The sequence below is a fragment of the Streptomyces sp. NPDC006458 genome, from assembly GCF_040612135.1.
Lineage (GTDB): Bacteria > Actinomycetota > Actinomycetes > Streptomycetales > Streptomycetaceae > Streptomyces.
In genome coordinates, this window is the sequence record NZ_JBEXPR010000053.1 from 14,230 (window position 1) to 29,581 (window position 15,352).

A 15,352-nucleotide genomic window follows, 5' to 3' on the forward strand; every position below is an offset into this window, starting at 1 on the left:
GGACGGTTCGTTGAAGATCCACAGGAAAATAAGCGGTAGAGTCGGCTCCGCCGATGCGTGGGCGCGGCCGAATTGTTGTGTGCGTCACCCTTGACCTTTAGGTTAGCTTTACCTTACTCATGGGGCGTTACCCGGTTCTCCGCTGCCCTTGCAGGAAGGCTTCCCATGCGACGCCCCTTGGTCCGACGCTTGACCGCGCTCTTCGCGGCGGCACTTCTCCTCCCCGCCGTCGCAGGCTGCGGCGTCGACGAGGACGACGCAGGGCTCGTGATCTACTCGGGCCGCAACGAGAAGCTGGTCGAGCCCCTCCTGGACGAGTTGGAGAAGGCCGTCGGCACCACGGTCGCCGTCCGCTATGGCGAGAGTGCCGAACTGGCCGCCCAGATCCAGGAGGAGGGCGACAAGACCAATGCCGGCCTGTTCTTCTCCCAGGACGCGGGGGCGCTGGGCGCCCTCTCCGGCAAGGGCCTGCTGGAGAAGCTGCCGCAGGCTTCGCTCGACAAGGTCGACCCGGCGTTCCGCGGCGGCGCCGGCGACTGGGTGGGCACCTCGGGCCGCAGCCGGGTCCTCGCGTACAACCCCGGCAAGGTCGCCAAGGTGCCGGACTCCGTGCACGACCTGGTCAAGCCCGAGTGGAAGGGCGAGATCGGCTACGTCCCGACCAACGCCTCCTTCCAGGCCTTCGTCACGGGCATGCGGGTCCTGGAGGGCGACGAGGCCACGCGCGCCTGGCTCAAGGGCCTCAAGGCCAACGACCCCAAGGTCTATGACAACAACCTGAAGGTGCTCGACGGCGTCGACAAGGGCGAGGTTTCGCTCGGCCTGATCAACCACTACTACTGGTACGAGCAGGTCGCCGAGAAGGGCGAGGACGAGGTCAAGGCGAAGATCCACTTCCTGCCCGGCGGTGACCCCGGTGCCCTCGTCAACGTGGCCGGCGTAGGCATCGTCAAGGGCAGCGACCAGGCGAGCGTGGCGCAGAAGGCAGTCGACTTCCTCCTCTCGGAGAAGGCGCAGAAGTACTTCGCCGACGACACGAAGGAATACCCCCTCGCCGCCGGGGTGACCAGCAGTGTCAAGGACCTGCCGCCGCTGGCCTCGCTCCAGTCGCCCAAGATCGATCTCGGCAAGCTGGAATCGCTGCAGGAGACCCTGAAGATGCTTCAGGAAGCCGGGATGGTCTGACCTCCATGCACTCCACGGATCCTGTCCCGCTGACGGATCCGGCCGCCCGCCCGCCCGGCGTCACCCCGCCGGCCGGGCGGTCGCGTGCCGGGGGCCGCCCGCCTGCCGCACTGTTCATTCCGGCAGTCGTCGCAGCGGTGTTCGCGCTGCTGCCGCTCGGCTACCTCGCGGTCCGCTCCCTGGAGCGCGGCCCCGGCTTCGCCTGGGAGGTCATCGCCAACGAGCGCACCGCCCAACTGCTCGGCCGCAGCCTGACCCTGGCCGCAGTCGTCGTCACCGCCTCACTGCTGCTGGGCATCTCGCTGGCCTGGCTCACCGTACGGACCGCGCTGCCCGGCGCCCGGGCCTGGTCGGTGCTGGTGACCCTGCCGCTTGCCGTGCCCAGTTACGTCGCCGCGTTCGCCTGGCTGTCCGCCTTTCCCGCCCTCGTCGGCTTCGTCGGTTCGGCGCTCGCGCTGACCCTGGTGAGCTTCCCGTACGTGTACCTCCCCGTCACCGCCGCTCTGCGAGGCACCGACCCGGCGCAGGAGCAGGTCGCCCGCTCGCTCGGCCACGGACCGCTGCGGACCTTCCTGCGCATCACCCTGCCGCAGCTGCGCCCGGCCGCTGCCGGCGGCGCCGTACTCGTCGCGCTGTACGTGTTCTCCGACTTCGGCGCCGTCTCCCTGATGCGCTACGACACCTTCACCCGCGGCATCTACACCTCTTACCGGGCCAGCTTCGACCGCACCCCGGCCGCCGCGCTCAGCGTCGTCCTGGTGGTGATGACCGTCCTCCTGGTCGCCGCCGAAGCACGCACCCGCGGCCGCGCCGGCCACGCCAGAACCGGCACCGGCACCGCCCGCCCCGCCGTCCCCGTACCGCTCGGCCGGTGGCGGGTGCCCGCGCTCACCTGGTGCGCGGCGGTCACGGCCGTCGCCGTCCTCACCCCGCTGGCCACGCTCGGGTACTGGCTCGCCGTCGGCAACTCCGCGACCTGGGATCCGGCCAGACTCCTCGACACCGCCGGCACCACCCTCGGTGTCGCCGCCGCGGGCGCCGCGCTGACCACCCTCCTCGCCCTGCCCGTCGGCGTGATCGCCGCCCGGTACCGGGGCCGTTCCGCGCAGATGCTGGAGCAGTCCGCCTACGCCGGCCACGCCCTGCCCGGCATCACGGTCGCGCTGTCCCTGGTCTTCTTCGCGGTCCGCTACGCCGAACCGCTCTACCAGGAACTCCCGCTGCTGGTCTGCGCGTACGCCGTGCTCTTCCTGCCGGTGTCCGTGGCCGCCACCCGGGCCGCCGTACTCCAGTCACCGCCCGTCCTGGAGGACGTCGCCCGCTCGCTCGGCCGCAGCCCGCTGCGCGTGCTGCGCGAGGTGACCGTGCCGCTGGCCGCGCCCGGAGTCGCCGCCGGAGCCGCGCTGACCTTCGTCGTGTGCATGAAGGAACTCCCCGCGACCCTCCTGCTGCGACCCACAGGCATGGACACCCTGGCCACCCGCCTGTGGACGGAGACCGGAACCGGCTCCTTCGCCGCCGCGGCCCCCTACGCCGCCGCCCTGATCCTGCTGGCCGCCATCCCCTCTTGCCTCCTCGGAAGGCACCGCACATGACCGACTTGCAGATTACCGGGCTGGCCAAGTCGTACGGGCCTGCCGCCCCCGTCCTCGACGGACTCGACCTCACGGTCCCCGGCGGCGCGCTGACCGCGGTCCTCGGCCCCTCCGGCTGCGGCAAGACCACGATGCTCCGCATCATCGCCGGCTTCCTGCGTGCCGACGCCGGCACCGTCACCCTCGGCGGTCGCACCCTCGGCGGCCCCGGCGTCCACCTCCCGCCAGAGCGCCGCCGCATCGGCATCGTCCCGCAGGAAGGCGCCCTGTTCCCCCACCTCGGCGTGGCGCGCAACGTGGCCTTCGGCCTGACCGCTCTCGACCGGGGCGAACGCGCCCGCCGCGTGGAGGAGATGCTGGACCTGGTCGGGCTCGCAGGCTACGGAAACCGCATGCCGCACGAACTCTCCGGCGGCCAGCAGCAGCGCATCGCCCTCGCCCGCGCCCTGGCCCCGCAGCCGCAACTGGTCCTGCTCGACGAACCGTTCAACGCCCTGGACAGCGCCCTGCGAGCGGGCCTGCGGGCCGACGTACGCGCCGCCCTCCAGGCCACCGAGTCCACCGCGGTCCTCGTCACCCACGACCAGCAGGAAGCCCTCTCCACCGCGGACCTCGTCGCCGTCGTCCGGGACGGGCGCGTCGCCCAGTGCGCCACCCCCGAGGAGGTCTACCGCCGCCCCGCCGACCCGTGGGTGGCCGGCTTCGTCGGCGACGCGGTCACGGTCACCGGCACCGCGGAGGCGGACAGGGCGACCACCGCGCTGGGCAGCATCCCGCTCTCGGACCCGCCCGGCGGACTGCGCGAGGGCCTGGTCCTGCTCCGCCCCGAGCAGCTCCAACTCGCCGAGCCCGCCTCGACACAGGCCCAGGGCACGGTGACGGACGTCCGCTTCCACGGCCACGACGCCATGGTCACGGTCACCGTCGATGGCCTCCTCGAACCGGTCGAAGTCCGCGTACCCGGACCGGCGCTCGTGGGCCCCGGCGGGCGAACCGGCATCCGGGTGACGGGCGAAGCCACGTTCCACCCGGCTTCAGCCTGACCGCGCCGTCAGCCCGCCCTGTCCTCATGTCGCTCGGCGTCCAGATCGCTTCAGGCCGTGCTCGGCGTACTCGTGCAGGACCTTGGTGCAGGTCTCGCGCGAGGTCGTGATGTTTGCAGGGCGGCCGTTGATCGTCTGTGGCCGGAGTCACGATCTTGGGCGGGCGGATCCGCATTGACGATAGGGCATCTTTAGGTAAGCCTTACCTAGCTTTCGCTCTGCGCAGGCAGCCGCCTATTTTTCCCTCGGAGTCAGCTCACATGTCGTCCACCGCAGTCAGACCCTCCTCCCGTCCGATCCGTCTCTACGATTCGTGGTGGACGGTGGCGGCGGGAGCGCTCGTTGCGATGCTCGTGCTGACAGCGGCCCTGTGGTGTTCCCTCCACGTCCAGACGGACGCGAAGATGCACACGGCCGCGCTCTTCGTCCATCTGGCCTCGCTCGTACTCGGCTTCGGGGCCGTGCTGTCCGCCGACTACTACGGGCTGCTCTGGGCCGCAGGGCGCTGCACGCTGGCCGAGGTGCTCGGCGCGACGTCCCGGCTCCACGTGCCCATCTGGGTCGGCCTCGGCGGGCTCGTCCTCAGCGGGCTGATGCTGCACCCCGACATGGCCTCCCCGCTCACCTCGACGAAGCTCGGTCTGGTGGCCGGACTCACCCTCAACGGCCTCCAGGCGGGTCTCCTTGCACGCCGCCTCGAAGCTGCCACTGAGACGGTCGACCCCAAACTCCTCGTCTGGGGAGGCGCTACCACCCTCGTCTCACAGGCCTGCTGGTGGGGCGCCGTGGTCATCGGCTTCCTCAACAGCAACACCTGAGGCCGATAGCCCTCCAACGGTGCTGGCCTGGTTGGTCTCGCCCGACGATGTCAGGCGCGCAGCGACCGCAGGGAGGCCCCATGAGCGCTCCACGAACTCCCCGCTGCCGCGGGTCACGTCCACGCTCCCGAAGATCGACAGCCTGCTGTGGGTCACGCGCACTTGGTTCGGTGGTGCCGCACCGGGGGGAGGGACTCGCGCCCACTGTTCTGGCGCCGGACTACCGGCGGATCATGGACATCCTGGCCGGTGGGAAAGGGACGGGCGGGGAGGCGATGAACTGCCGTCAGCTCGCGGCGGGTGTTGTCGCCGCGTCTGACCACGGTCAGCGCGACGCGCAGGACTTCGCGGGTGAAGTCGACGAGTTGTCCGGTGTAGCCGCCGTCGGCCCACACCCGTGTGATGCGCCGGTGCCGCTCGTGCAGCCGGGCCGGCAGCGTCCGGCCCGCGTCCCGGTCGGTGACCGAGGCCGCGGTCACCATCACGGCCAGCAGCAGTCCGAGGGTGTCCACCACGATGTGCCGCTTGCGGCCGTTGACCTCCCGCCGTCGAAACCCCTGGTCACGGCAGGCACCGACGCTGCTCCTCTGACCGACTGCGCGTCGATGACGCCGGCCGTCGGTTCCGGACCGCGGTCCGCAGTCTCGCGGACCCGGTCGCGCAGCCGGCCGTGGAACTCGGCGGCCAGGCCGTTGTCGCGCCAGCGGCGGAAGAAGGCGCAGACGCGGTCCCACGCGGGAAGTCCGCGGGCATCGCCCGCCAGGCGATGCCGCCCGCGACGAGATGGCGCACCGCGTCCACCATCTGCCGGTGGCAGTAGCCCTCCGGCCAGCCGCCGCGGCCCTCCAGCCAGCCGGGCACCGGCATCGCGTCGCGCACGACCGCCCATTCCGCGTCGCTCATGACGGACGGATACCTCGGACGCCTGTACGGCCGGTCCACAGCGTTCCCGAACCGGTGAGCGAGACAATCACACGTCAGGGAAGCCGAGTTGGACGACACGGGCGTCGGCACGGAAGACCGCAGCACCAGGGGCCTCCTGTTGCTCGGCTGGATTCGACACCCACGAGCTGTGCGGGAGGCCCCACCTTCATGCGCAGCCAGCCAGAAGATCACCCGACCGAGTCGACAACCTCGAACTCACGCCCACCCAGATCGACAGAGCAACGGCTTCTGAGCTTGTTCCTTATTAGCCGTCCGCCTCATCGGGCGGGGACGGAAGGTTCCAAACGGCGTCTGACCGGCTGACGATCTTGCGAAGTTCGCGGGCGCTTCGGGGCGACATGGCCTGCATCACGGTGTCGAGGAGAGCTCGGGCTTCGAGGGGGTTGCCGCAGCAGTACCAGTGCACGTTGCCCCACTCGTAGTCGTGCCACAGAACACGCTCGGGCTGGTGGACGTAGTCCTTCCACAAGCCCACAGCAGCGCTGACGTCGCCTGGCTGCAGGTAGTTGCGGGTGCGCTCAAGCCGGGTGATCTCCGACAGTGCGCGCGAAGACAGGCCGTCGATGGGTGGCCTTGCACCCATTGCCCGGTGACTGCCGGAGTCGCCGGCACGGATCCGTCGTGGCCGTCTACGCGGCATGGACCTTTCGGTTCGTCGTCATGCGGTACAGGGTGCCACGACCTCGAACAACGCCTCGAACGAATTTCGCTCGCACGGGAATCCTCAGGACGCGGAGAAGGCTCCTTCGTCTGGTCCTACACCCCCCGGACCGGACCCTGTTCACCTTTGGGGCCTACGCGGAGGGGAACCTGCCCCTCGCAGCGACACCACGGGAACAGCGCCCGCCTCCCCGCCGACCCCGTGCACGCGAGTGCCGGCCCCCGCCGCGGCCACGCAGTCGTCTTCACCCTCGGCGGGCGATGCGCGGCAGCATCTGTCGGCGTACCCGCCAACATGCTCAGCCAGGTACACGGGAACGCGCCCACCGCGAAGGGTGCGCGGGAGCTGAAGAGCACGTTCGGCCGCCCAGCCTCAAGGGATGATGATGACCTTGCCTCGGGTCCGGCCGGCCTCACTGAGGCGGTGGACGTCTGCGAGGTCGGTCAGTGGGCGGGACTCGCTGATGTCGATGGCGACCACGCCTGCCTCGACGAGTTCCACCAGCGCAGTCAGATGCGCTACATCGTTTCGGGCAACCATGTGCATCGCGGTCACCCCGGCATCGGCAGCTGACTCGACCGGGGTCGCGATTGAGACGATACGCCCGCCCGGCCGCACCAGAGGCGCGAGGGCTGAGGCGTCCGGCGGACTCATCGGGACCAGATTGAGCAGAGTGTCCACCGGTCCGTCGAGTGAGGAGCCCACCGGCCCTGCCGTGTAGTCGATCACTCGGTCCGCGCCCTGCCTCTGGACCGCCTCGGCGCTTCGACTGCCGGCCGTGGCGATCACCTCGGCTCCCGCATACTTCGCGAGCTGCGTCACGAAGCCGCCGATGCCACCGCCTGCACCGTTGACCAGCACCCGCTGACCAGCGGCTACCTTCCCATGCTTCAAGACCGCCTGCCATGCCGTCAGGCCGGCCAAGGGAAGAGCCGCAGCGTTCGCGAGAGGGACAGCGTCCGGCACCGCGACCAGCACGGCGACGGGCGCCCGTACGTATTCCGCGGCCGCTCCACTGTCGAGCCACCCCATGACCCGGTCGCCCACGGCGAACCCCTGCGCCCCCGCGCCGATCTCGGCGACGGTGCCGGCGACGTCCCAGCCGAGCGGGTAGGGCAGATCCACAGGGAGGAACGCCTGCAGCATTCCGGCACGCAACGCGGCCTCGGTGGGATTGAACGAGGTCGCGGCGACCCGGACGAGCACTTCTCCGAAGGCGGGTCGAGGGCGCGGAACGGTGTCGTTGCGGATCACGGACGCATCGCCGAATTCATGGATACGCGCGGTCTTCATCATCGTCATGCCGCGAATCTACGACCGCACGCAGAGACGATCCATGCGCCAGAGCACCTAGTTCATGCGCGTTCGTCTCCCACGTACGCTCAGCGCATGGACGTACTCAGCGATGTGGTCGCCGTGACTCGCACCGGCCGTTCCCGGTCGGCGCACGTGCGGTGGCATGCCCCATGGAGGCAGGAGTTCTCCTCCGTCCCCGGGTCGGCGGGCTTCCAGGTAGTCCTGCAGGGTTCTTGCTGGCTGCTGTCTCCGGAGGCAGAACCCGTCCAACTGGCAGCGGGCGACGTGGTGTTCCTTCCTCACGGCAGCGGCCACACCCTGGCCGACAACCCCGCAACCCCGGTGACAGCCCCTGCCTGCGGCCCCGACGACCACCAACTGTCCGGCACCTACGCCTCCGACATCGTCGATCGGAGCGGAGACGACGGCCCGGTCACTGTCGTGCTCTGCGGGGCCTACCAACTCGACTCGTTCCGAACCCATCCGCTGTTGCTGACTCTTTCGGATCTGATCCACTTGCCGGCACAAGCGGGCTGCCATCCAGAATTGAGCGCGGCCGTGCAACTACTAGCCGCAGAGGCCGAGAACCCGCGCCTGGGCACAGGCGCAGCCGTCCCCGCGCTGCTGGACGTGCTGCTGCTCTACATGCTGCGCATCTGGTTCAACAGACAATCCTCCCTGGGCAACACCACCGGATGGGCCGCCGCACTCAACGACCCCCCGGTCACCGCAGCCCTCCACGCCATCCACCGAAACCCGGCTTCGCCGTGGACGGTCGCGAAACTCGCGGCGGAAGCCGGGCTCTCCCGGGCTCCGTTCGCCAGGCGCTTCGCCCTGCTGATCGGCCAACCGCCCCTCGGCTACCTGACCTGGTGGCGGATGACCACAGCGGCGCGCCTGCTGCGGACATCGAAGGCACCCTTGAGGTCCATAGCCGCGCAAGTGGGCTACACGTCCGAGTTCGCCTTCGCCAACGCGTTCAAACGAACGTACGGTTCGGCACCCGGTAAGTACCGGCGGAGCAGCTGAATCCGGTGCGGCAACCTGAGCACGTTCAGTTGTACGTGACTGGGGACGTTCAGGTGTACGCCGACAACGTCCCGCTCCGGCTCCATCAGCAGCCCACCACGTACCAGCCGACAGCACGCGACCGTGACCGCCCTGGCGGAGCACCACACACCGGTTCACCGCCCACCCGCACCCTGTTCTGCTCATGGCGCTGGCCTCCACGGCGCCCTGTCACGCGCCGCCCACGTCACGCAGTGGCTCAGCCCACACTGTGCCTCGCCGCAGCCGCCGACGACGGGGAGCGGGCCCGCCGCGCCCAGGCCGAGGCGGACTCCGTGCACGCCCAGCAGCGTTCACAGCGCGCCGGGCACCACCCGCGCGTCCCGGTGTCCGGTGCCCCGGCCGTAATCGGGCCGGACGCGTCGTGACGTGCGCCGGCTGACGACGCTCGCAGAGCGCAGCCGCCCCGACACACCGGCCTGCCCCGACTGCCCCGCCCCGGGCGAGGCCCCGCGCCGTCGCCCCGGGCCAGCTCTTCCCCATCCCGCTCGCAGCGTCATAGACAGTGATCAGACGCTCTCCTAGCAGTAGGTGCGCGCCTTCTTGATGCTCGGTTCGGCGCGGCGGATGTCGAAGGTGGTGGAGAAGGTCTGCCGTGCCGTGGCAAGGGCGTCGGCGAGCGGCTGGTACTTCTTGTCCTCCAGCGCGGCCACCCGGGCCAGCTCCGCAGTCGCGCTCAGCCGACCCACCGCAACCTCCCAGGAACGGTCCGACGAGCCGCTGGCCGGCTGCTCGGGCATCGGATCGGGCAACATCCGCACCAGCGCGCAGGCCAGCTCACCGTCACTGCTGCCCTCCTCGCCATCAGACCCGGCCGAACTGCAGGCAGCCAGGACCAACATCGCTGCGACCAGCAGAACAAGACGCCTCATCATGTGCCGTTCCCCTCCCCCGTCGTCACGCGTACCAGCCCACCCTAAGATCGCGCCCCGACCCCGACAAGGCCGCCCAGCGAGGCGGCCAGAGAGCCACAACCGGACAACCAGGGACCCCACCCGGCAGGCAACCGCCACTGAGCAGGCCCAGACGCCGCTGTCGGACACTCCCGCCGCACCCAGAGGCAGACCCGACTCCCTCGACCCCAGCAGCATCCGCGACGCCCCCAGTCCGCAGCCGACGAGAAGTACGCGTGCCCGTCGACCGCCCGGCGGGTCAAGCGCTGTCGCGCAAGAGCCACGAGCTGTGCAGCGGTGTCCGAAACCAGCGCACCCGCGGTCCGGCGTCGTGCAGGTCGTCCGTGACCGTCACCACTCGCCGCGGAAGCTCCTGTACTCGCCGTTCATCAGATCCCAGAAAGACCGGTAGCGGACCGCGCCGGGCAGCCAATGGGCGACGTACCAGGCTTCCCACTCACCGTCGGCGGTGACCACGCAGGGGTTCAGGAGGTAGACGTCTGTGGCTTCCGGTGTATGACTGACCTTCAAGGTGTGCGGCAGATACTCAGGCCGCAGCGAGACCGGATCCTGGGCCTCACCGTAGACGAAGTACTCCTCGTCGCATACCCGGAAACCGGCATCCTGCCTCGTCCAGACGGAGACCAGGTAAGGATCAAGATCCCGGGTCCAGCCCACCTCCTGAACCGGCAGGATCCTGTCTATCTCCCGGGTGGTGTTCAGCCAGCCATTGCTTGCCAGGAGGAACTGGCGGTAGCTCGCCGGCAGCCTGACGCCCAGCCGCTCCTCCAAGGCGCCCACCTCCTCCCCGGTGGCCCCGGGGGCACCCAGCCAGCGGGCCCTGCGCACATCGTCGGGGAACGGCTCTGCCCGCTCCTGCTCATGCAGCACCGGATCGAGCCACTCCTCACTCCAGCACTGCAGCAGATCCCGCCACGCATAGAACGGCTCGTCATCCCGGCCCCGTAAGTCGCCCACGACGGAAGGCTATAGGGCGGCACCGACACCGCGGCCCCGCCGCCGACGGCAGCATCCGAACGCCAACGGCACTGCGCAGGGGTCGACGGGCGGGTTGCTGAAACGCGTTTCCGCGTCACGGAGGATGTGCCCTAACCTCTCCCTGAAACAGGGGAGGATGGGGTGGGGAACAGACGTGTGGTGGCTGCCGTCGCAGCGATCACGATCGTGTTGGGGATGTCGCTCGCGGGCTGCGGCGAGCGGAGAGTGCCCTACGCCGGCCCGGAGGAGATACCGGAGAAGCTGGCGGCCGACGGAACGACCATCGTGGTCGGGGACCCCTCGGCCCCCGTGTCCGTCCACCTGTACGAGGATCCTCGCTGCCCCTACTGCGAGGAGTTTGAGACCACCGGCGGCGGAGCCCCGTTGCAGGAGGCGACGCTGCGCAAGCACGCCATGGCCGAGTACACGCTGGCGTCCTTCCTCGACGACCGGCTGGGCGGCAACGGCTCCAAGAAGGCGGTCAACGCGCTGCGGGCCGCCCTGGGGGCAGGCAAGTTCGCCGAGTACCACCAGGTGCTCTACGCCAACCAGCCCGAGGAGGAGGTCGACGGCTTCACCGACGCCTACCTGCTCGAACTGGCCGGCAAGGTCGACGGACTGCGCAGCCCGGCCTTCGATACCGCGGTCAAGAACATGAAGTACCGCGCCTTCGTGACCGCCTCCCAGAAGGCCTACGAACGTGCGGGAGGCACAAAGGAGCCCGAGGGACCCGGCACACCCACCACCGTCATCAACGGTGTACGCATTCCCCTCCAGTTCACGGAACTGATCTACGACGGTGACGCCTTCGCCCGCGCCCTGGAAGGGATCCGGGACGACCCCGACGGCTGGCGGGAATACGAGTGGCCCGAGGCTGAGAAATACGTGCGCTGCACCCCACGTGGCTGCCGGGCCGGATGCCTTGGTTGGGCCCCGTCCCGCCCGGCAGTCGCGCACGCCGCAGCCGCGCGCCTGGAGGAGCGCAGCGTGCAGGCCGTGCGCGCCGGGGATGACCCTCAGATCCGCATCCTGCTCCGCCGGCTGGCCGATGCCGCCGACGCCGACGGCCTCCTGCTGCTGCGTCGCCAGCTCAGTGAGGACATGGGACCCCTGACCGGTCCGGAGCAGGCTGAGCCGGTCCGGGCTGGCAGCACCTCGGCCGAGGGGCACGGCCTGGGTTATACCGCGGGGTTGAGTTCGGCCTGCCCGAACAGCAGGGCGTAGCCGGTGGGGAGCTGGTGGAGGATGCGGGTGATCAGATCGCGGCCGGCGCAGGCGGCGACGGCCGCGAAGACGGAGCCGGTGTCCCAGCGGGTGGTGGCCAGGGAGGCACCCGAACGCGCGGCGAGGTCCTTGACGAACGCCCAGCCGGTCAGCGGCTGGATATCGGGGACCTGCATGGTCAGGACGCGGGCGGCCTCCAGGGGCAGCCGGGCAGCCAGGTCGACGCGTTCCTCGCCGGTCAGCTGGCGTCCCAGCCCGGAAAGGACCAGGCGGACGGTGTCGTCAGCCTTCTCGCGGGTGGGGTAGGCGCCTTCGTAGCGGACCTTCTCCAGCATCTGCTCGTACGCCGTCCCGTACGGCTGCTGGTTTTCGAGCGGTGCGCGTACGTCGGTGATCACTGCGGTGCATGCCTTTCGTGAAACGCAGGGTCTCAGGTTGCCGGGGTTGTGGGTCAGGTGGGGCGGGGGCGGCCGACGAGGAGGTCGTAGCCTGCGGGCAGCTGGAGCAGTATCTGCCCCAGCAGGTCCTCGCCCGCCGCGTCGGCAACGGTGGACAGTACGGCGCTGACGTCCCACGTCGCGGTCTGCTCGGTGGCGCCCTCGATCCAGGCCGCGGTCGCGCGGACGAACCGCTCCGGCGGCAGCGGCTCGGCGCTGGTCAGCGGGTTGAGCAGGATGTGGGCGAAGCTTTCGGGCAGGCGTGCCGCGAGCTGGGCTCGCGCGTCGCCGACCAGGTGCGCGCCGAGCAGGGCGAGGACCACACGGGCCGCGCGCTCGGCTTCCTCCACCGTGCCGTATTCGCCGCGTTCCTTCACGCGGTCGAGGAACGCTTCGCGTCGCAGAGTCATGGCGGCCATCAACCCTTCGCGTCTTCGGACTGCCCGGAGTGGGTGCGGAGGGCGGGGAGGGGGAGATCAAGGTGTCCGTCCTCCGCACCTGTCCGGCCGTGTCAGCCGGAGATCTCCTTGCGGCCGGAGCCAACGCCGATGGAGATCTTGCGGGGCTTGGCGCGCTCGGCGATCGGGATACGCAGGGTGAGCACGCCCGCGTCGTAGTCGGCCTGGATGTGCTCGGTGTCGAGGGTGTCGGCGAGCACGATCTGGCGGGAGAAGACGCCCAGCGGCCGCTCGGACAGTTCCATCTGCACGTCGTCGGCCTTCGCCACCGGCCGGCGCTCTGCCCTGACGGTGAGCATGTTCCGCTCGACGTCGATGTCGATCGCGTCCGCGCTCACACCGGGCAGGTCGAAGGCCGCCACGTACTCGTCGCCCTCGCGGTAGGCGTCCATCGGCATCGCCGACGGCTTCGACCAGGTACCCGGCCCCATCAGCTGCTGCGCCAGCCGGTCCAGCTCACGGAAGGGGTCAGTGCGCATCAACATCGTAAAAACACCTCCAGCAGGTTCGGGCAGTTGCTGCCAATGCGCTGCACTGACACCGTTGTAACATGTCATCCAATGGATGACAAACATGATGTCGTCCAAAGGATGACAATGAGAGGGAGGTGCTCGTGACCGCAGCCGACCAGCCGCCCCGGGCCGACGCCCACGGCCCGGCGTCGTTCCTGGCCGCCGCGGCCGCCCTGAACGCCATAGAAGACGCCCTGCACACCGCCCGGCACGAAGCCGCCGACAGCTCCGGCACTCCTGCTCCCGGCCCGGAGGCGGCTCTCGCCTCCTTGATGCTGCTGCGGCAGGTGCGCGAGCAGCTCGCCGGATGGGAGACCGGCCTGATCGAAACCGCCCGCGGCGCCGGCGCCAGCTGGGCAGACCTCGCCGCACCGCTCGGCGTCGCCAGCCGCCAGGCCGCCGAACGCCGCTACCTGCGCGGCCGCCCCGGCCCCGCCGGCACCACCGGCGAGCAACGCGTGACGGCCACCCGCGAACGCCGCGCCGCCGACCGCACCGCCGCCGTCTGGGCCCGCCACAACGCCGCCGACCTGCGCCGCCTCGCCGGCCAGATCACCGCCCTCACCGACCTTCCCCCCTCTGCCCGCCGCCCCCTCGGCGAGCTCCACACGGCCCTCGCCCACGACGACCCTGCCGATCTCATCGCCCCGCTGACCGCCACCCGGCCTCATCTCGCCGCCTCCCACCCCGACCTCGCCGCCCGACTCGACGCCCTTACACCCCCCTGACCCCACCGCCGGGGGCGCTTCGCAAGCCCCTGGCCACCGTGCAAAGCCGCAAACTCGGGCCCGGAGACGGGCCCAGACCGCCTGCGGCCTCAGAGCAGGCGGGCATGGCCCGTTCGGCCGACAGCGTGAGCAGCGCATGGTTCGTTGCGCAGGTGTGCAGGACGAACGGAGAGCTGCGGACCCGTACGTGGCCGGGCAGCTGCGCCGTGTGCTGCGGTTCCGCATCGAGGGCGCCCTCGCCCAACGCCTGGGGGTGACGCTGGGGTCGCCGGCGTCGCCAGTTCCTGGCGCGGTCCGGGCGGACCACTCGCTGCGACGGCAGTTGCCGCCTCGTAGGCTGCGGCCATGACCGAGACCCAGACCCCGACGCCCCACGCCGCCTTCGACCTGCTCATGGCCGGTAACCAGCGCTTCGTCGCCGGCACTCCAGAGCACCCGAACCAGGACGCTATACGCCGGACCGAGACCGCACCGTCCCAGCAGCCCTTCGCCGTGGTGTTCGGGTGCTCCGACTCCCGGCTGGCCGCCGAGATCATCTTCGACCGCGGCCTGGGCGATCTGTTCGTGGTGCGCACCGCCGGGCACGTCGCCGGTACGGAAGTACTCGGCTCCATCGAGTTCGGGGTGAGCGTTCTGAACGCGCCGCTGGTCGTCGTCCTCGGCCACGACTCGTGCGGCGCGGTCGCCGCGGCCTGCTCCGCCCTGGAGAACGGACAGACGCCCGGCGGTTTCGTCCGCGACGTGGTCGAACGGGTCACCCCGAGCGTGCTGGCCGCCCGCGCAGCCGGACGCGAGACGGCCGAGGAGATCCTGGCCGAACACATCGAGCACACCGTCGACCTGCTACTGGAACGCTCCCGCGTCCTGGCCGAGGCGGTGGCCACCGGTCGGACCGCCGTGCTGGGGCTGTCCTACCGACTGGCCGACGGCAGCGCCCGGCTCGTCGCCACCCGTGGCCTCGATGCGGTGATCCCCACCGCATCCTGACCGCCCCGGCCGTGACCACTCAGGCGGAGGGACGGGCCCCGCAGCTCGGCGGAGCCGGTTGGCGATCGCCAGCCCCAGACCCTCCTCCGCCGGCAGGGACGCGACGATGAGGTCGCATCTCTGCTGGTCGAGCTCACGCAGGAACCCGTACAGCCCGTGCGCGTAGGCGTCCGGTGAACCGGGCAGGGCCACCACCGCGTGCGCCTTCACCTCAGCGCCGGCGAAGCCGGCGGGGAGAAGGACACCCACCTTGTGCCCCGCCTCCTGGGCGAGCTCGGCCCCGGCGACGACCTTCTCCGGCTCGACGAGAACGACCCGCGCATGCGGCGCGTAGTGTGACGGGTGCTGGCCCGGCACCCGGACACCGCTCGTCGACGGAACCGCCACCGGATGTCCCAGCACCGCTTCGAGGTCCTCGCGCGTCACCCCGCCAGGCCGCAGAATGCTCGGCATCTCGCCCGTGACGTCGACGATGGTCGACGTCACGGGCGAGATGCCGACCT

The 15,352-nt window shown here is 70.4% G+C and carries 17 protein-coding genes and 2 pseudogenes; 9 read left to right on the forward strand and 10 right to left on the reverse strand.

The genetic code is table 11. The features are described from left to right. Positions 1-165: 165 nt before the first annotated feature. The 4 genes from ABZZ79_RS37905 (at position 166) to ABZZ79_RS37920 (ending at position 4,641) form a co-directional block, all read left to right on the forward strand. A complete protein-coding gene (locus ABZZ79_RS37905; protein ID WP_356696932.1) occupies positions 166-1,185 on the forward strand; it encodes an iron ABC transporter substrate-binding protein in 1,020 nt (339 codons plus the stop codon). A 5-nt stretch (positions 1,186-1,190) separates the two neighbouring features. Beyond that, a complete protein-coding gene (locus ABZZ79_RS37910; protein ID WP_356696934.1) occupies positions 1,191-2,780 on the forward strand; it encodes an iron ABC transporter permease in 1,590 nt (529 codons plus the stop codon). Further along, positions 2,777-3,823 (forward strand): ABC transporter ATP-binding protein, encoded by a 1,047-nt coding sequence (locus ABZZ79_RS37915; protein WP_356696936.1) that lies wholly within the window; start codon positions 2,777-2,779, stop codon positions 3,821-3,823. The genes ABZZ79_RS37910 and ABZZ79_RS37915 overlap by 4 nt, the downstream gene beginning before the upstream one ends. Before the next feature lie 347 nt (positions 3,824-4,170). Then, a complete protein-coding gene (locus ABZZ79_RS37920) occupies positions 4,171-4,641 on the forward strand; it encodes a hypothetical protein (protein WP_356696938.1) in 471 nt (156 codons plus the stop codon). Between the two features lie 152 nt (positions 4,642-4,793). Here ABZZ79_RS37920 and ABZZ79_RS37925 read toward each other — a convergent pair whose 3' ends face one another. The 4 genes from ABZZ79_RS37925 to ABZZ79_RS37940 all read right to left on the reverse strand — a co-directional run bounded on the left by ABZZ79_RS37925 (position 4,794) and on the right by ABZZ79_RS37940 (position 7,549). After that, the gene (locus tag ABZZ79_RS37925; protein ID WP_356696940.1) at positions 4,794-5,156 is read right to left on the reverse strand and encodes a transposase; all 363 of its coding nucleotides are present in this window, start codon (positions 5,154-5,156) and stop codon (positions 4,794-4,796) included. Positions 5,157-5,202: 46 nt separating this feature from the next. Continuing rightward, positions 5,203-5,544, reverse strand: coding sequence for a transposase (locus ABZZ79_RS37930; RefSeq protein WP_356696942.1), 342 nt, complete (start codon positions 5,542-5,544; stop codon positions 5,203-5,205). A 286-nt stretch (positions 5,545-5,830) separates the two neighbouring features. Beyond that, positions 5,831-6,169 (reverse strand): hypothetical protein, encoded by a 339-nt coding sequence (locus ABZZ79_RS37935; protein ID WP_356696944.1) that lies wholly within the window; start codon positions 6,167-6,169, stop codon positions 5,831-5,833. Between the two features lie 450 nt (positions 6,170-6,619). After that, positions 6,620-7,549, reverse strand: coding sequence for an NADP-dependent oxidoreductase (locus tag ABZZ79_RS37940; protein WP_356696946.1), 930 nt, complete (start codon positions 7,547-7,549; stop codon positions 6,620-6,622). Between the two features lie 87 nt (positions 7,550-7,636). Here ABZZ79_RS37940 and ABZZ79_RS37945 point away from each other — a divergent pair, with 87 nt between their 5' ends. Continuing rightward, positions 7,637-8,572, forward strand: a complete 936-nt coding sequence (locus tag ABZZ79_RS37945) for an AraC family transcriptional regulator (RefSeq protein ID WP_356696948.1) — start codon at positions 7,637-7,639, stop codon at positions 8,570-8,572. Positions 8,573-8,805: 233 nt separating this feature from the next. Then, positions 8,806-8,979, forward strand: coding sequence for a hypothetical protein (locus ABZZ79_RS37950; RefSeq protein ID WP_356696950.1), 174 nt, complete (start codon positions 8,806-8,808; stop codon positions 8,977-8,979). Between the two features lie 153 nt (positions 8,980-9,132). On the opposite strand, the gene ABZZ79_RS37955 is transcribed toward ABZZ79_RS37950, so the two are convergent. Then, complete coding sequence (locus ABZZ79_RS37955; RefSeq protein WP_356696952.1) at positions 9,133-9,486, reverse strand: hypothetical protein; 354 nt, start codon at positions 9,484-9,486, stop codon at positions 9,133-9,135. 369 nt (positions 9,487-9,855) lie between these two features. Next, positions 9,856-10,482, reverse strand: a complete 627-nt coding sequence (locus ABZZ79_RS37960; protein ID WP_356696954.1) for an SMI1/KNR4 family protein — start codon at positions 10,480-10,482, stop codon at positions 9,856-9,858. Between the two features lie 216 nt (positions 10,483-10,698). On the opposite strand from ABZZ79_RS37960, the pseudogene ABZZ79_RS37965 reads away from it, so the two are divergent. Then, a pseudogene (locus ABZZ79_RS37965) lies at positions 10,699-11,313 on the forward strand (thioredoxin domain-containing protein); the annotation flags it as partial. 368 nt (positions 11,314-11,681) lie between these two features. Here the strand turns inward: ABZZ79_RS37965 and ABZZ79_RS37970 are convergent. The 3 genes from ABZZ79_RS37970 to ABZZ79_RS37980 all read right to left on the reverse strand — a co-directional run bounded on the left by ABZZ79_RS37970 (position 11,682) and on the right by ABZZ79_RS37980 (position 13,107). Next, complete coding sequence (locus ABZZ79_RS37970; RefSeq protein ID WP_356696956.1) at positions 11,682-12,125, reverse strand: DUF2267 domain-containing protein; 444 nt, start codon at positions 12,123-12,125, stop codon at positions 11,682-11,684. 53 nt (positions 12,126-12,178) lie between these two features. Beyond that, on the reverse strand, positions 12,179-12,574 hold the full coding sequence (locus tag ABZZ79_RS37975; RefSeq protein WP_356696958.1) for a DUF2267 domain-containing protein: 396 nt from the start codon (positions 12,572-12,574) through the stop codon (positions 12,179-12,181). Between the two features lie 101 nt (positions 12,575-12,675). Beyond that, the gene (locus ABZZ79_RS37980) at positions 12,676-13,107 is read right to left on the reverse strand and encodes an Hsp20/alpha crystallin family protein (RefSeq protein WP_356696960.1); all 432 of its coding nucleotides are present in this window, start codon (positions 13,105-13,107) and stop codon (positions 12,676-12,678) included. Positions 13,108-13,235: 128 nt separating this feature from the next. Between ABZZ79_RS37980 and ABZZ79_RS37985 the strand changes: the two genes are divergently transcribed. Then, entirely contained in the window at positions 13,236-13,862 is a 627-nt protein-coding gene (locus ABZZ79_RS37985) for a type III effector protein (RefSeq protein ID WP_356696962.1), read from the forward strand. 345 nt (positions 13,863-14,207) lie between these two features. Next, positions 14,208-14,849, forward strand: coding sequence for a carbonic anhydrase (locus tag ABZZ79_RS37990; RefSeq protein ID WP_356696964.1), 642 nt, complete (start codon positions 14,208-14,210; stop codon positions 14,847-14,849). A gap of 33 nt (positions 14,850-14,882) precedes the next feature. Here the strand turns inward: ABZZ79_RS37990 and ABZZ79_RS37995 are convergent. Next, positions 14,883-15,352, reverse strand: a pseudogene (locus ABZZ79_RS37995) (Sua5 family C-terminal domain-containing protein); the annotation flags it as partial.

Excerpts from the sequence above, each read along its gene's own strand:
- ABZZ79_RS37935 (WP_356696944.1), bottom strand. The coding sequence starts at position 6,169 with ATGGGTGCAAGGCCACCCATCGACGGCCTGTCTTCGCGCGCACTGTCG.
- ABZZ79_RS37915 (WP_356696936.1), top strand. The coding sequence starts at position 2,777 with ATGACCGACTTGCAGATTACCGGGCTGGCCAAGTCGTACGGGCCTGCC.
- ABZZ79_RS37980 (WP_356696960.1), bottom strand. The coding sequence starts at position 13,107 with ATGTTGATGCGCACTGACCCCTTCCGTGAGCTGGACCGGCTGGCGCAG.
- ABZZ79_RS37955 (WP_356696952.1), bottom strand. The coding sequence starts at position 9,486 with ATGATGAGGCGTCTTGTTCTGCTGGTCGCAGCGATGTTGGTCCTGGCT.
- ABZZ79_RS37990 (WP_356696964.1), top strand. The coding sequence starts at position 14,208 with ATGACCGAGACCCAGACCCCGACGCCCCACGCCGCCTTCGACCTGCTC.
- ABZZ79_RS37940 (WP_356696946.1), bottom strand. The coding sequence starts at position 7,549 with ATGACGATGATGAAGACCGCGCGTATCCATGAATTCGGCGATGCGTCC.
- ABZZ79_RS37905 (WP_356696932.1), top strand. The coding sequence starts at position 166 with ATGCGACGCCCCTTGGTCCGACGCTTGACCGCGCTCTTCGCGGCGGCA.
- ABZZ79_RS37930 (WP_356696942.1), bottom strand. The coding sequence starts at position 5,544 with ATGAGCGACGCGGAATGGGCGGTCGTGCGCGACGCGATGCCGGTGCCC.
- ABZZ79_RS37910 (WP_356696934.1), top strand. The coding sequence starts at position 1,191 with ATGCACTCCACGGATCCTGTCCCGCTGACGGATCCGGCCGCCCGCCCG.
- ABZZ79_RS37945 (WP_356696948.1), top strand. The coding sequence starts at position 7,637 with ATGGACGTACTCAGCGATGTGGTCGCCGTGACTCGCACCGGCCGTTCC.
- ABZZ79_RS37975 (WP_356696958.1), bottom strand. The coding sequence starts at position 12,574 with ATGACTCTGCGACGCGAAGCGTTCCTCGACCGCGTGAAGGAACGCGGC.
- ABZZ79_RS37920 (WP_356696938.1), top strand. The coding sequence starts at position 4,171 with ATGCTCGTGCTGACAGCGGCCCTGTGGTGTTCCCTCCACGTCCAGACG.